The sequence below is a fragment of the Anaerococcus senegalensis JC48 genome (assembly GCF_000321005.1).
Classification (GTDB): Bacteria; Bacillota; Clostridia; order Tissierellales; family Peptoniphilaceae; genus Anaerococcus; species Anaerococcus senegalensis.
Genome location: NZ_HE578908.1, coordinates 15,453 through 29,647, shown reverse-complemented (window position 1 = coordinate 29,647; position 14,195 = coordinate 15,453). Strand labels below are relative to the sequence as shown.

The 14,195-nt window shown below is 29.2% G+C and carries 12 protein-coding genes; 9 read left to right on the top strand and 3 right to left on the bottom strand.

The window, feature by feature from the left end; genetic code table 11:
* The first annotated feature begins 13 nt into the window (after positions 1 to 13).
* From ASHG_RS06665 to iadA, 7 genes are all read left to right on the top strand, one after another.
* Complete coding sequence (locus tag ASHG_RS06665) at positions 14 to 1,318, top strand: dicarboxylate/amino acid:cation symporter (RefSeq protein WP_040398480.1); 1,305 nt, start codon at positions 14 to 16, stop codon at positions 1,316 to 1,318.
* Positions 1,319 to 1,321: 3 nt separating this feature from the next.
* Complete coding sequence (locus ASHG_RS06660) at positions 1,322 to 2,038, top strand: aspartate/glutamate racemase family protein (protein WP_040398479.1); 717 nt, start codon at positions 1,322 to 1,324, stop codon at positions 2,036 to 2,038.
* Between the two features lie 8 nt (positions 2,039 to 2,046).
* The gene (locus tag ASHG_RS06655; protein ID WP_040398477.1) at positions 2,047 to 2,955 is read left to right on the top strand and encodes a LysR family transcriptional regulator; all 909 of its coding nucleotides are present in this window, start codon (positions 2,047 to 2,049) and stop codon (positions 2,953 to 2,955) included.
* Between the two features lie 12 nt (positions 2,956 to 2,967).
* Positions 2,968 to 4,326: a class II fumarate hydratase gene (locus tag ASHG_RS06650; protein ID WP_040398476.1), complete on the top strand. Its 1,359-nt coding sequence runs from the start codon at positions 2,968 to 2,970 to the stop codon at positions 4,324 to 4,326.
* 12 nt (positions 4,327 to 4,338) lie between these two features.
* A complete protein-coding gene (locus tag ASHG_RS06645) occupies positions 4,339 to 5,514 on the top strand; it encodes an NAD(P)-dependent malic enzyme (RefSeq protein WP_040398474.1) in 1,176 nt (391 codons plus the stop codon).
* A gap of 188 nt (positions 5,515 to 5,702) precedes the next feature.
* Complete coding sequence (gene nhaC, locus ASHG_RS06640; protein WP_040398473.1) at positions 5,703 to 7,145, top strand: Na+/H+ antiporter NhaC; 1,443 nt, start codon at positions 5,703 to 5,705, stop codon at positions 7,143 to 7,145.
* Positions 7,142 to 8,269, top strand: coding sequence for a beta-aspartyl-peptidase (gene iadA, locus ASHG_RS06635; RefSeq protein WP_040398472.1), 1,128 nt, complete (start codon positions 7,142 to 7,144; stop codon positions 8,267 to 8,269). The genes nhaC and iadA overlap by 4 nt, the downstream gene beginning before the upstream one ends.
* Before the next feature lie 35 nt (positions 8,270 to 8,304).
* On the opposite strand, the gene msrB is transcribed toward iadA, so the two are convergent.
* Positions 8,305 to 8,739 (bottom strand): peptide-methionine (R)-S-oxide reductase MsrB, encoded by a 435-nt coding sequence (gene msrB / locus ASHG_RS06630; protein ID WP_040398471.1) that lies wholly within the window; start codon positions 8,737 to 8,739, stop codon positions 8,305 to 8,307.
* Positions 8,740 to 8,858: 119 nt separating this feature from the next.
* On the opposite strand from msrB, the gene ASHG_RS06625 reads away from it, so the two are divergent.
* The gene (locus ASHG_RS06625) at positions 8,859 to 10,100 is read left to right on the top strand and encodes a pyridoxal phosphate-dependent aminotransferase (protein WP_040398469.1); all 1,242 of its coding nucleotides are present in this window, start codon (positions 8,859 to 8,861) and stop codon (positions 10,098 to 10,100) included.
* A gap of 49 nt (positions 10,101 to 10,149) precedes the next feature.
* Here ASHG_RS06625 and ASHG_RS06620 read toward each other — a convergent pair whose 3' ends face one another.
* On the bottom strand, positions 10,150 to 11,892 hold the full coding sequence (locus tag ASHG_RS06620; RefSeq protein ID WP_040398468.1) for a hypothetical protein: 1,743 nt from the start codon (positions 11,890 to 11,892) through the stop codon (positions 10,150 to 10,152).
* A 129-nt stretch (positions 11,893 to 12,021) separates the two neighbouring features.
* On the bottom strand, positions 12,022 to 12,669 hold the full coding sequence (locus tag ASHG_RS06615) for an SdpI family protein (protein WP_040398467.1): 648 nt from the start codon (positions 12,667 to 12,669) through the stop codon (positions 12,022 to 12,024).
* A 121-nt stretch (positions 12,670 to 12,790) separates the two neighbouring features.
* Here ASHG_RS06615 and ASHG_RS06610 point away from each other — a divergent pair, with 121 nt between their 5' ends.
* Positions 12,791 to 14,167, top strand: coding sequence for an NAD(P)/FAD-dependent oxidoreductase (locus tag ASHG_RS06610; protein WP_040398466.1), 1,377 nt, complete (start codon positions 12,791 to 12,793; stop codon positions 14,165 to 14,167).
* The last annotated feature ends 28 nt before the right edge of the window (positions 14,168 to 14,195 follow it).

The window sequence follows — 14,195 nt, the reverse complement described above, 5'->3', positions numbered from 1 at the left end:
TTAGGAGGAAATTATGACTGAGAATAATAAGAAAAAAATGAGCCCAACTAAAAAAATATTATTATCAATGCTCATTGGTCTTGTAGTAGGTATAGCACTACACTACTTAGTTCCTGATGGATTTTTTAAAAAATCTGTTTTGATTGATGGTATATTTTTCTTATTTGGACAAGGTTTTGTTAGATTATTACAAATGCTTGTAGTACCACTTGTATTTTTCTCAATTGGTACAGGTGTTATGCAAATGAGAGATATTTCCCAATTTGGGAGAGTTGCTGTTAGAACTTTGGTTTTATATTTAATAACAACAGCCATTGCTATAGCTATAGCTTTATTTTTAGCAAAATTATTAAAACCAGGTGTTGGTATGAATCTTGCAGAAGCTAGTAAATCTGCATCACCAGCAGCTGAAGCTGAAGAAGCTCCAACATTAATTGAAACATTAGTAAATATAATTCCAAAAAATCCTATTGAATCATTGGCAAATGGTGATATGCTTCAAGTAATATTTTGGGCATTTTTATCAGGTATAGTTATAGGAAAATTTGGCCAAGAATTAAAATTATTAGAAGACTTTATGAATGTTGGAAATGATTTTATGATGAAAGTTACAGCTTTAGTAATGAAGGCTGCACCAATTGGTGTGTTTGCTTTAATTGCTAGAACATTTACAGATATAGGACTTGGAATAGTAGGACCACTTCTAACTTTCTTAGGAGCAGTATTAGGTTCAATGATAATTTTAATACTAATTGCATATATCCCGTTAATTTCTTTAACTTCAAAGAAAAGTCCAAGCCATTTCTTGAAAAAAGTATTTCCGGTTTATACCTTTGCTTTTTCATCAGCATCATCAAATGCCACAATTCCATTAACATTATCATCATGTGATACACTTGGAGTTCCAAGAGAAATTTCTTCTTTTACAATTCCTCTAGGTGCAACGATTAATATGAATGGTACTGCAATTTATCAAGGTTGTGCAGTAATATTTATAGCAAATGCTTATGGAATAGATTTGACATTTGGAAATTTAGTAACTGTTATTTTAACTGCTGTTTTATCATCAGTTGGTACAGCAGGAGTTCCTGGAAGTGGAATGATTATGCTATCAATGGTTCTTTCATCAGTAGGACTTCCTGTAGAAGGTGTAAGTTTAATTATGAGTGTTGAAAGAATTGTAGATATGTTTAGAACAGCTCTTAACGTAACAGGTGACGTTGTTTCTACATTTGTATCAGCAACAGCTGAAAAATTATTAGATCAAGAAAGATACTTATCAGACGAAAAACCAGAAATGGAAGAAGTAAGCTTTTAAGTTATGAAAAATTTCTTTGTAATTTTGGGAGGAATGGGGACTTTAGCTACAACCAATTTTTTGAATGATTTAAATAAGGTCTACAAACCAAATTCAGATCAAGAATATTTAAATTATATGGTATTAAATCATGCTACAATCCCCGATAGAACCTCCTTTATATTAAAAAAGTCTAAAGAAAATCCTTATGATTTTCTAAAAGAAGATATAGAAAGTGTTGATAAACTAAATCCAGATTTTTATGTGATTACATGTAACACTGCTCATTTTTTCTATGATGACTTACAAAAACTTACAAAAAAACCAATCATAAATATGATTGAGCTTGTTGAAAATAAGTTAAATAAGCTAAAAAAACCTTCAACTATAGGAATTTTTGCAACAGAAGGAACTATTAAAAGTCGCTTATTTACAGATATTATAGAAAATTGTGGTCATAAAGCCTTAGTATCTTCAAGAAAACTACAAGAAAATATAAATGATTGTCTTTATAAAGATGTGAAAGAAAGTGGAACAATAAATTTCAATAGATATCACAAAACACTGGATAAGATGATAGATGAGGGAGCAGATTACATAATAATTGGATGTACTGAAGCTTCATTTATAAATAGTGAAGATGAAAAAAGAGATTCTTATCCTATTATAGATAGTGAAAAAGAATTAGTAAATGAAAGTTTAAAACTAGGATTAAAACTTCAAAAAAATATCGAAATTTAGGAGTAAATATGTCTGATATAGACTTGGAATATATAAGGGCTATATTAAAATATGGTTCAATAACTTCTGCTTCAAAAAAAATTTATATATCTCAATCAGCTTTAAGCCAACATATAATTAGGATTGAAAAAAAATTGGGAGTTAGGATATTTGATAGGGATTTTAAGCCCATGAAGCTTACTGAAGCAGGTCTTATATATAAAAAGTCTCTTGAAGATATAGAAAAATTAAGGGAGAACACCCTGTTAAAAATCGAGGAAATAAATACACTTAAAATAGGAGAGATTTCAATAGGTTCTACCGACTATCAAACTTATTTTTTCCTATCCAAAGTCTTAAATAAGTTTAATAAGGATTATCCTGGTATAAAAATTAAACTTGTTGAAGCTAAAACTGACCAGCTTAATCGATTTGCAAGGAATGGAATTTGTGATTTTGCAATTACCTATGAAACTGATAAATATGATGATTTGGAAAGTATAAATCTATATAGAGAAAATGTATATTTGGCTATGTCAAATAAAAATCCTCTAAAAAAATACTTGAAAGGTAATGGAGAAATAAAATCAATAGAATCCAAAAAACTTACTGGACAAAATATTATAAGAATGAAAAAAGGACAAAATTTAGTTTTACAATATCAAGAACTTGATAAATTTACTGAAAATTCGTTAAAAACAGTTCTTGAAACTGATTCTATATTTATAGCGCAAAAATGTGTAAGAGAAAATTTTGGACTTGCAATCCTTCCTGAATCGATGTTAAAGGAAGAAAGAGATGATCTTATATATTTTAAATTAAAAGAAGGTTTATCATCAAGAACAACCATGATAAATTACTGTAAGAATCACAAATTAAAAAGAATAGCAAATATTTTTATAGATAGATTAAAAGAGTATGCAAAAGAAGAATTTTAAAAGAGGTAAAAAATGAAATTTAGACAAGAAGAAGATTCTCTAGGAATTGTTAATGTTCCAGCTGATCATTATTGGGGAGCACAAACTGAAAGATCTTTAGAAAATTTTCCTCAAGATGTTGAAAAAATACCACATTCTCAAATTATGGCTATAGCAAGTATAAAAAGATGTGCTGCTATTGTAAATAATAAAGAGGGGAAATTAGATGATAATAAAAAAGAATTAATTGTTAATGCTTGCGATAGAATTTTAAAAGGAGAATTCGATAATGAATTTCCACTAACAGTTTGGCAAACAGGTTCAGGAACACAGACAAATATGAATGTCAATGAAGTTGTAAGCCATATTGCAAATGAAAATGAGAAAATTATCCATCCAAACGATCATGTTAACATGAGCCAATCATCAAACGATGTTTTCCCAACTGCAATGCACCTTTCAACTTACAAAAATTTAAGTGAAAAATTGTTGGAAGAATTGCCAAAAACAATAGATGCCATAAAAAAATTAGAAGATGACAATAAAGAGATAATTAAAACAGGAAGAACTCATCTTCAAGATGCAACTCCTGTAAAACTTTCTCAAGAAATTTCTGCATGGAGAACTTGCCTTGAAAGAGATTTGAAAGTTTTAGAAGAAGTAAAAGAAGAATTGACCTACCTTGCTATAGGTGGTACTGCCGTTGGAACAGGAATAAATGCTAAAAAAGAATTTGGCGATGAAATGGCAAAGGAACTTTCAGATTTTTATGGTTTTAAATTTAAATCTGATAAAAATAAATTCTACCAATTATCATCAAAATCAGCCCTAGTAAATGTTCATGGAACAATAAAGGCCCTTGCAACAGACCTTTATAAGATTGCAAATGATATAAGATTTTTATCATGTGGACCAAGATGTGGAATTAGTGAGCTAACAATTCCAGCAAACGAACCAGGATCATCAATTATGCCAGGAAAAGTAAATCCAACTCAAGTTGAATCAATAACTATGATTTGTATAAAAATAATGGCAAATGATTTTGTAATATCAATGGCAAATACTCAAGGTCAATTACAATTAAATGCTTATATGCCTTTAATAATTCATTCAATGGATAATTCAATTACTCTTTTATCTAAATCATTAAAATGTTTTAGAGAAAAATTATTAGAAGGTCTTGTAGCTAATGAAAAAAATATTGAAAAAAATTTAGAAAATTCCCTAATGCTTGTAACAAGCCTATCACCACATATTGGTTATGATAAGGCAAGTAAAATTGCTAAATATGCTTTTAATAATAATTTGACATTAAAACAAGCAAGTCATGAATTAGGTTATTTAGAAGATAGTGAATTTGATGAATTAGTAAAACCAGAAAAAATGGTATAAGGAGAGAAAAAAATGGAAAATCTAAAAGAAAAAGCACTTGAATTGCACAAAGAAATCCAAGGAAAAATTTCAACAGAATTAAAAGCGAAATTAGAAAACAAAGATGACTTATCCCTAGTTTATTCACCAGGAGTAGCAGAACCTTGTAAAAAAATCCACGAAAATGAGGATGATGCTTATATTTATACTGGAAAGGCAAATACAATAGCAGTAATTTCTGACGGAACAGCTGTATTGGGACTTGGAGATATTGGTCCAAAGGCTGCACTTCCTGTAATGGAAGGAAAGGCTTGTTTGTTTAAAAAATTTGGTGGACTTAATGCAGTTCCACTAGTAATTGATACTACAGATACTGAAGAAATTATTAAATTTGTAAAACAAGTTGCACCAACTTTTGGTGGAGTAAACCTTGAAGATATTTCTTCACCAAGATGTATAGAGATAGAAACAAGATTAAAAGAAGAGTTAGATATTCCAGTTTTCCACGATGACCAACATGGTACAGCTATAGTTACAATTGCAGCTTTAATAAACTCTTTAAAATTAGTAAATAAAAAACCAGAAGAATGTAATGTGGTTATATCAGGAGTTGGAGCTGCAGGCTCTTCAATTGTAAGAATGTTAAATGATTTTGGAATTAACGATATTTATGCTTTTAATTCTAGAGGAATCTTAAAAGAGGGTGAACAATATTCAAAAGATTTATATAACAAACTTGCAAAAGAAACAAATAAAGATAATAAAGATCTCACATTAGAAGAAGCTATGGCAGATGCTGATATTTTTGTTGGGGTTTCTGTGCCAAATAAGGTAAGTAAGGAAATGGTAAAATCAATGAGACGTGATCCAATAGTTTTAGCTATGGCAAACCCAGATCCAGAAATTACTTATGAAGATGCAAAAGAAGCAGGGGCAAAAGTTGTTGGAACAGGAAGAAGTGATTATCCAAATCAAGTTAATAATGTTCTAGCTTTCCCAGGGCTTTTCAAAGGAGCTTTGTCAGTTCATGCAACAAAAATTACAGAAAAAATGAAAGTTGCAGCTGCAGAAGCTATAGCAAGTCTAATTCCAGATGATAAAATTACAGAAGATTATGTAATTCCATCAGCATTTGATATGGGAGTTGCAGATGTAGTTGCAGAATCTGTTGCAAAATGTGCAAGAGAAGAAGGTATTTCTCAAAAATAATTATAATTTTTAATTTAACCACTAACTTTTTATAAGTTGGTGGTTTTTTATTTTTAGAAAAATTCAGCAAGTATAAATAAAAAGATAAAAAATAACAAATTAATTTTTTATATTAATAGTTTGACGCATAGATTGTTTTTATTATATAATGAGTTAAAATGATAAAAAAATTAGTGGAGGAATAAAAAATGGAAAAAAAGAAACTTAAACCAACGACATTTCAGGCGATATCGCCCTTGGTTATTATGATTGTCCTTCTTACAATTGGAGTAGGATTTTTAAAATTAAGGGCAGAACCAATAATATTAATTTGTGCTAGTATTGCAAGTATAATAGCAATAAAATTAGGCTACACATGGGAAGAATTACAAAAGGGAATTATAGAAAAAATTGCATCAGCCTTTCCTGCTACTTTGATTTTATGGTCAGTAGGACTTTTGATAGGGGCTTGGATGTTTTCAGGAACTGTTCCTATGATTATTTATTATGGTGTTCAAATTATTAACCCAAGATTTTTATACGTAAGTGCCTTTTTAATAGCTGCAGTTTTATCTACAGTCACAGGAACATCATGGGGGTCTGCAGGAACAATTGGTGTTGCTATTATGGGAATTTCACAAGGACTTGGAATGAACTTAGCCGTAACTGCAGGGGCAGTTGTAGCAGGATCTTACTTTGGAGATAAATTATCACCATTTTCAGATACAACAAACCTAGCTCCTCTTGCAGCAGGATCACAATTGTATGACCACATCAAACACATGCTTTATACAACTTTACCATCATCTATTGTTTCGATAATAGTATATTTAATTGTTGGTCTTTCTTCAAAATCAACAGGAGCAAGCACAGAATCTGTAAAAATTATTCAAAGCCAACTTTCTGGAATTTATAATTGGAATATAATTTTACTACTACCTGTTTTAATTATGTTAATTGGTTCAGTATTAAAATTTCCAACTCTACCAACCATGATTGTAAACTCCTTGGTATCGGTTGTAATCGGAATTTTTGTTCAAGGATTTAGCTTAAAAGATGGATTTATTTCTATGGTTAATGGATTTAATGTAGAGATGACAGGGTTTGATGGAAAAATTATTGATGATATCTTAACTCTAATAAACAGAGGTGGTGCAGTTTCCATGACTACAACAACAGTTTTGGTATTTTGTTCTATGGGATTTGCTGGAGTTATGTCAACATCTGGTATGCTTGATGTTGTTTTGGATGCAATTTTGACAAGGGTAAAGACAACTTTTGGAGTAATATTGTCAACTATAGCTTCATGTTTTACAGTTGCCTTTGTAACAGGAAACTCTTACCTTTCAATTTTAATTCCTGGAGAATTATTCAGAAAAGTTTATCTTGAAAGAAATCTTCACCCTAAAAACTTATCAAGGACTCTTGAAGATTCAGGAACAGTATTAGTCCCATTGATTCCTTGGTCTGCAGCTGGTGCTTACATGGCCGCTACTCTTGGTGTAGATACTTTGACCTACCTACCTTGGGCAGTTTTAAATTATATGGGAATTGTCTTTGCTATAATTTTAGCCTTTACAGGAATTGGAATAACAAAAATAACTGAAAAAGAAAAAGAAGATTTTTTAATAGCGGAAGGTGAAAAAGTATGATTTTAATTAAAAATGTAAAAATTCTATGTGAAAATAAGATAAAAAATATTTTGATAGCAAATGAAAAAATAGAAAAAATATTTGAAGGAGATTGTGATTATCCTTTAGATGAAATTTATGATGCAGGGGGAAAAACTCTTATACCTGGTTTAATTGACCAACATATCCACATAACCGGTGGTGGTGGAGAAGGTGGATTTGAAACAAGGGTTCCAGAGATTACCCTTTCAAAATTAATAGAGGCAGGAATAACTACTGTAGTTGGACTTTTGGGAACAGATTCTGAAACAAGAAGTGTAGAAAATCTTGTGGCAAAATCACTGGCCCTAACAAATGAAGGAATAAAAACATATTCCTTAACAGGCTCTTACGCTTATCCATCACCAACGATTACAGGGTCTGTAAAAAAAGATATAATTTTTGTAAATCAACTTATTGGAGTAAAAATTGCAGCAAATGATCACAGGGATTCTTGTCTTGATTATAAAGAATTACAAAGGATTGGGGCAGAAGCAAGGGTTGCTGGAATGATTTCTGGTAAAAGCGGACATGTAACAATTCATATGGGAAGTGGAAAATTTTATTTTAATCAAATTAATGATGCCCTAAAATTTTCAAATCTTCCAATTACAATATTTAGGCCAACACATGTAAATAGGGATAAAAAATTATTTGATGAAGCCTTAGAATTTGCCGAAAATGGTGGATATATAGATTTAACGTCAGGAATAAATAAAGATTTCCCAGACAGCTTGGCTTATAAAATGGCAAAGGAAAAAAATGTTTTAGATAAAATTACCTTTTCATCAGATGGATTTGGTTCATGGTCAAATTACGATGATGAGGGTAATCTAATAGAAATTGGATACTCACCAGTTGATACTGGAATAAAGGCAATTAAAGAAATTGTAGATGAAGGAGAAAATTTAGAAGATGCAATCAAGCCTTTTACATCTAACGTTGCAAAAGTATTAAAGCTTGACAAAGAAGTTGGATTTATTAAAGAAGGCTATATAGCAAATTTACTTTTACTGGATGAAAATTTAGATATTGATGGGGTAATTTCTGAAGGTAAGTTTATGAAAAAAGATAAAAAAATCCTAAAAAAAGGATCATACGAATAAAAAAAGCAGAAATAAATTTTCTGCTTTTTTAATATTTATTCAAATAAATATAGATATTTTTCATATCCTTCATCTTTTAATTTCTTTTTTGGAATAAATTTTAGACTTGCCCCATTTATGCAATATCTTAATCCACCTTTATCATCAGGACCGTCTTTAAAAACATGACCTAAGTGTGAATTAGCATTTTTTGATTTTACTTCTGTTCTTATCATTCCATGAGATAAATCTTCATTTTCTTTTATATTATCTTCTAGTGGTTTTGAGAAAGAAGGCCAACCACATCCAGAATCAAATTTATCTAAAGATGAAAACAAAACCTCTCCACTTACTATATCTACATATATTCCATCCTTATAAAAATCATTATAAATACTAGAAAAAGGTTTTTCTGTACAAGAATTTTGTGTAACCTCATAAGATACTCTAGATAGTTTATTTAACTTATCTTGTTTTAATTTTTCATCCATAATATCCTCCTTACAAACATTTTACTAATTTATCATAAATTAAGCAATATTTTTTACTTTTAAAAATAAATAAAAAATGATACAATATTTTTAATAATAATGTATTTTGAGGGGAAATTATGGGACAAAATATTATAGCAGATCATGCGAAATGGCCTATACTTGAAGATGCAATTTTTAAAATAAGTGGAGATTGTAAGAAAGCTATTGAAAAAAAAGGTAAAGATAAGGTGATTAATTCAACTTTGGGAACTATGATAGATGATGATGGAAATATTATTGCTTTTAATAGTGTTTACCATACTTTAAAGAATATGGATAAAAAAGATATTGCTAGCTATGGAGCAATAGAGGGAGATAAAGATTTTTTGGGTTTGGTTACGAATAGGTGTTTTGGTCCTTATAGACCTAAAGGTTTTATAAGATCAGTTGCAACAGTTGGTGGGACTGGTGCAGTAAGGCATACTTTTTGGTCACTGTTAGATGAGGGTGATTATGTTGTTTGCCCAAATTGGTATTGGCCAGCCTATAAAACTATGTGCGAAGAGTATAAGAGAGAGTTTCTAAATCATGAATTTTTGGATGAAAATTATGAATTTAATTTGGTAGAATTTACAAAGGCCTTGGACTATGCCTTGGAAAAAAAAGATAGAGCTTTGTGCGTGTTTAATTCACCAGCAAATAATCCTACGGGTTTTACAATATCTGATTCGATGTGGGATAAAATTTTAGATATTATAGATGATAGGGCGGTTGAAGGAAAATTTATAAGTATTTTGTTGGATGTTGCCTATATCGAATTTGCAGGTGATGGAAGTCAAAAGAAATTTTTTCAAAAATTTGGATCTTTAAAGGAAAATATAATAACTTGTATAGCTTATTCTATGAGCAAATCTTATACAGCCTATGGCCTAAGATCGGGAGCTTGTATAATTGTTTCTTCAAAAGAAGATATTGCAGATAGTCTTTTTTATTCAATGAAACATTCTAATAGGGCAATTTGGTCAAATATCACTCATGTAGGTATGAATATTTTGGTTGATTTAGAAAAGGATGAGAAAAAGAAAAAATCATATGCTAAGGAACTTGAATTTTATAGGAAAATGTTAGAAAAAAGAGCTAAATATTTTGTGGAAAATGCAAAAGAAGTAGGACTTGTAACTCTTCCTTATTTTGGTGGTTTTTTTATTTCTATTCCTTGCAAAAGTTCAAAAGAAGTTTCTGAAAAATTAAAAGAAAAAGATATGTTTATCGTTTCAAATAATAATGGTTTAAGATTTGCGGTATGTGCAGTAAGTGAACAAAATTGTAAAATTTCACCAAGACTAATTAAAGATGCAATTGATATAGTAAATAAATAATATAAAAACTCAAGCGAAAGTATTAATTTTCTTGAGTTTTTTTATATTTTTAAATATTTTTAATTAATTCAAATAGTTCAATAGCAGCAGATCTTGGGCCTTCAAATTGCATATGACTTAGACCAAGTTGAGTTTTTATTGTTCCTACCTTTACTTTATTTTTAAATAAATTATCAAAATATTTGTTTAATAATTTATCACATTCTTCTCTTTTTTGTACTGGACCAAAAGGATTTGCAAAATATGTTTGAACCAGATCTTTTTCTGTTGTTGTTCCTTTGGCAAGTCTTGCTCCTCTTTTGAAAACTCTTATGGCATCTTGTTTATTTTTAAAAAGCTCTATTGAATTGCAATTTTCAACAACTGCAGAATAATTATCAGCATAGAGGAAGAAGTCTACTGGATATCCTAAATTAATTTCATCAAAAGTTGGAACTGGCATTATCAATCTAGAGTTTACCTTATCTGGATTCATAAAAATTGATCTGTCGATTTGTTTGAATGCATATCCTGCATCAAGATCATCAAGTCTTACAAAAGCACCAATTTCAGTTCCGTAAGCATAAACTTTATTATTTTTGATTCTAAAAGATCCCATATCATCAAAAACAATTGTCATTTCTTTTATATAATCTTTGGCAAGAGATCTGAATGCTTCTATTGATTCACTTTTTCCAGCTCCACTATCACCAAGAATTACGATGTTTACAGTTTTATCATTTTGTAAAACTACAGAAAGACCAGCGCCATGAATTGGTAGATATCCCTTTTTTATATTAATAACATTATTTAAAGTTAAGACCATTTTTTTCAAATAACCAAAATAATCTATTTTTTCTGAATAGGCAATATATCCAACATACAATTTGATTTCTTCATCATAAAAAAATGAATTTTTCTTATTAACTTTATCTTTTGGTCCGTAGATATAAACGGCATCAGATTTTTTGTTTTCAATATCATCAACATCAGCAAGTTCAAAAAGATTTGATGCCGACACACCATGAGTTAATAAATCTCTGTGAAAATAAATATAAATTAAATTATCTCCAACTTTTGCTGGATAACAGAAAAAATGATCTGGATTAATTTTTGTATTTATAATAGGATTTTCGTAAACTTCTTCAAAAATTCCATCTCTTTTATTTGATTTAGTATAAGTAATATAAGGAGTTTCTATCATAACTTGAGTAATAAATGGAATATCATTTAGACATTGATAAGTTTTTGGATAATTTTTATTAAAATTTCTAATCATAATAGAGGCATCAGCAGCTGCTGGAACTTGTCTATAAACTTTTGGCCATACTCCCAAAATGCTCATTTCAACTCTTCTGTAGGCTTGAAGAATCATATTTTTCAACTTTTCATTTGTTTCAACAAAATTTACAACTCCCACTCCTCTGGAATTTTCATTTTGTTCGATAATAGAATATCTTTCTAAATTTCTCCAATAATTGTAAAATTCTTCAACTATTTTTAACAAACCTTCTTTTTGTTTTTCTAAATTATGATATTTGTTTATTTTAGTAGAAATTTCCTCAATATTCATAACAGTTAGAAGTTTTAAAATATCAGTAAGTTCTGTTGCAAGAGAATCTACTGAAGAATTTATGAAAAATTGTTCTATGTAAGCGTAAACTCTTGTTGAATCTTTTTTGTGATAATTTATAAATGATTTAGTAAGTTCTAAGAAAGAATCACTGTTTAATAATTCATTTACATCATTGAAAAATTGCTCGGATAAATTTAAAATAGCCTTATTTCCCGTAATTGAAAATTCTTTACTCATTTTTTCCCCTTTATTTTTTTCTGTATTTATTTATAATTTTACTAATTATATATCTGATTTAGACTAAAAACAAGAAAAAAAGACTTTGTGTAAAAATAACACAAAGTCAAATAATAAATAAAATTAATTTTAGGAAAATTTTTTATTTTTTCTATAAGCCAAATAAGAATAAATAAAGGTAATTAGGCATGAAACTAATAAAGAGGACAAAAGGACATAAAGGCCATATTTAAGTGATAATGTTAAGGCAAATAAGGATAAAACTCCACTAATAAAAAATAAAATACCAGCAGACTTTTGAGTTTTTTTCCACACATAATCATCTTCCATTGCCCAAGAAGTTCTAAAACCCATGGTATAATTTCTTTTTATTTTTGGCATAAAAATCCCACTTATGGCAACTAATAACGAAATAAGAGCTAAGATAATTCTTTCTACATCAATATTTTCATTATAAGTTTTCCAGATAGTTAAACTTACAATCAAAAAATTTAAAATAGGAATAAACAATAAAAATATATGTTTGTAATTTTGGTCATGCTTTTCAGATTTTGGATCAAGACTAATAATCAAAAAAAGTGCAATATAAAGTAAAATCAAAAAAGTAATAACAAATAAAAGAGTCTTGGTTTTGTTGGCATAAAAGTCAGCGCTTGAAGAATAATCGAAATTAATTGGAATTCTTTCAGGAAGTCTATCATAAAATACTAAAGCCAAAATTATAGATAAGCTAAATATTGTAGTTGAAAAAAATAAATTTTTCTTATTTTCTTTCATGAATTTCTCCTTTCTATTTTTTATTATATTAAATTTGAAGCTAAAAGTATATAAAATCATTTCTTTTTATTGGTTTAAATGCTATAATTACTAATGTATGCAAAAGTAAGAAAGGAATATTATGAAAGAATATGATGTTGTTGTAGTAGGCAGCGGAGCAAGTGGATCTTTTATGGCCTACGAATTTACCAAATTAAATTCAAATAAAAAAGTTTGTGTGATAGATGCAGGGAGAAAAGTTAAGGCGAGAAAATGTCCGATTTCTGAAGGAAAAGTAGATTCTTGTATCGGATGCAAACCATGTAATATAATGTACGGATTTGGTGGAGCAGGAACTTTATCTGACGGAAAATATAACATTACAACCAATTTTGGTGGAGATTTACATAATTATATTGGAGAAAAAAAAGCTCTAGAATTAATGGAATATGTTGATGATGTTTTGATGGATTTTGATAAGGGAGATGCAACACTTTATTCAACAGAAAATACTGGTTTAAAAACAGAGTGTCTGAAAAATGATCTTCACTTATTAACAGCAAAAGTTCGTCACTTTGGTACAGAAAGAAATAGAGAAATTCTACAAAAAATCTATGATTATGTAAAAGATACAATAGATTTTGAATTTATGACAAAAGTTATAAGTGTAGAATTTGAAGACGGATATTATTTTGTAAAAACTGACAAAAACGAAACAATAAAATGTAAATACCTAGTTCTTGCTGCCGGAAGATCAGGATCAAAATGGATTTCAGAAACTTGCCAAGATTTTGATGTTGAAATGAAAAAAAACAGAGTAGATATTGGAGTTCGTGTAGAAGTTCCTGCAGAAGTTTTTAAACATATAACAGATAAAGTTTATGAGGCAAAGATCGTATATCAAACAAAACAATATAACGATCTAGTAAGAACATTTTGTATGAATCCTTATGGAGAAGTAGTAACAGAAAATACAAATGGAATTATAACTGTAAATGGTCACTCATACGCAAACCCAGAACTTCAAACAAATAATACAAACTTTGCACTTTTAGTTACAAATAGATTTACAGAACCATTCAAAGATTCTAATGAATACGGAGAATCAATAGCAAAAGTTTCAAATATGCTTGGTGGTGGAGTATTAATGCAAAGATTTGGAGATCTTGTAAAAGGAAGAAGATCATCAGAAAGAAGGATGAAAAAATCTTTCTTAAGACCAACCTTAAATTCAACAGCAGGAGACTTATCATTAGTAATGCCAAAAAGACAACTAGATGATATTATAGAAATGATTTATGCTCTTGATAAAATTGCACCAGGAATGGCTAATGATGATACACTTTTATATGGAATAGAAGTTAAATTTTATAATTCTGTTGTAGAAGTAAACGAAGAATTTGAAACAAGTCAAAATAATTTATTTGTTCTTGGAGATGGATCAGGAGTAACGCATTCCCTATCTCAAGCATCAGCATCTGGTGTTGAAATGGCAAGAATATTAAACAAAAGAAATTAAAAAGAAAATTTGACAAAGAAAGAAAATT

What these genes read in the sequence shown, in the direction of transcription:
- ASHG_RS06660 (WP_040398479.1), top strand. Translation starts at nt 1,322, where the DNA reads ATGAAAAATTTCTTTGTAATTTTGGGAGGAATGGGGACTTTAGCTACA.
- ASHG_RS06655 (WP_040398477.1), top strand. Translation starts at nt 2,047, where the DNA reads ATGTCTGATATAGACTTGGAATATATAAGGGCTATATTAAAATATGGT.
- msrB (WP_040398471.1), bottom strand. Translation starts at nt 8,739, where the DNA reads ATGGATGAAAAATTAAAACAAGATAAGTTAAATAAACTATCTAGAGTA.
- ASHG_RS06645 (WP_040398474.1), top strand. Translation starts at nt 4,339, where the DNA reads ATGGAAAATCTAAAAGAAAAAGCACTTGAATTGCACAAAGAAATCCAA.
- ASHG_RS06625 (WP_040398469.1), top strand. Translation starts at nt 8,859, where the DNA reads ATGGGACAAAATATTATAGCAGATCATGCGAAATGGCCTATACTTGAA.
- ASHG_RS06665 (WP_040398480.1), top strand. Translation starts at nt 14, where the DNA reads ATGACTGAGAATAATAAGAAAAAAATGAGCCCAACTAAAAAAATATTA.
- ASHG_RS06615 (WP_040398467.1), bottom strand. Translation starts at nt 12,669, where the DNA reads ATGAAAGAAAATAAGAAAAATTTATTTTTTTCAACTACAATATTTAGC.
- nhaC (WP_040398473.1), top strand. Translation starts at nt 5,703, where the DNA reads ATGGAAAAAAAGAAACTTAAACCAACGACATTTCAGGCGATATCGCCC.
- ASHG_RS06650 (WP_040398476.1), top strand. Translation starts at nt 2,968, where the DNA reads ATGAAATTTAGACAAGAAGAAGATTCTCTAGGAATTGTTAATGTTCCA.
- ASHG_RS06610 (WP_040398466.1), top strand. Translation starts at nt 12,791, where the DNA reads ATGAAAGAATATGATGTTGTTGTAGTAGGCAGCGGAGCAAGTGGATCT.
- iadA (WP_040398472.1), top strand. Translation starts at nt 7,142, where the DNA reads ATGATTTTAATTAAAAATGTAAAAATTCTATGTGAAAATAAGATAAAA.
- ASHG_RS06620 (WP_040398468.1), bottom strand. Translation starts at nt 11,892, where the DNA reads ATGAGTAAAGAATTTTCAATTACGGGAAATAAGGCTATTTTAAATTTA.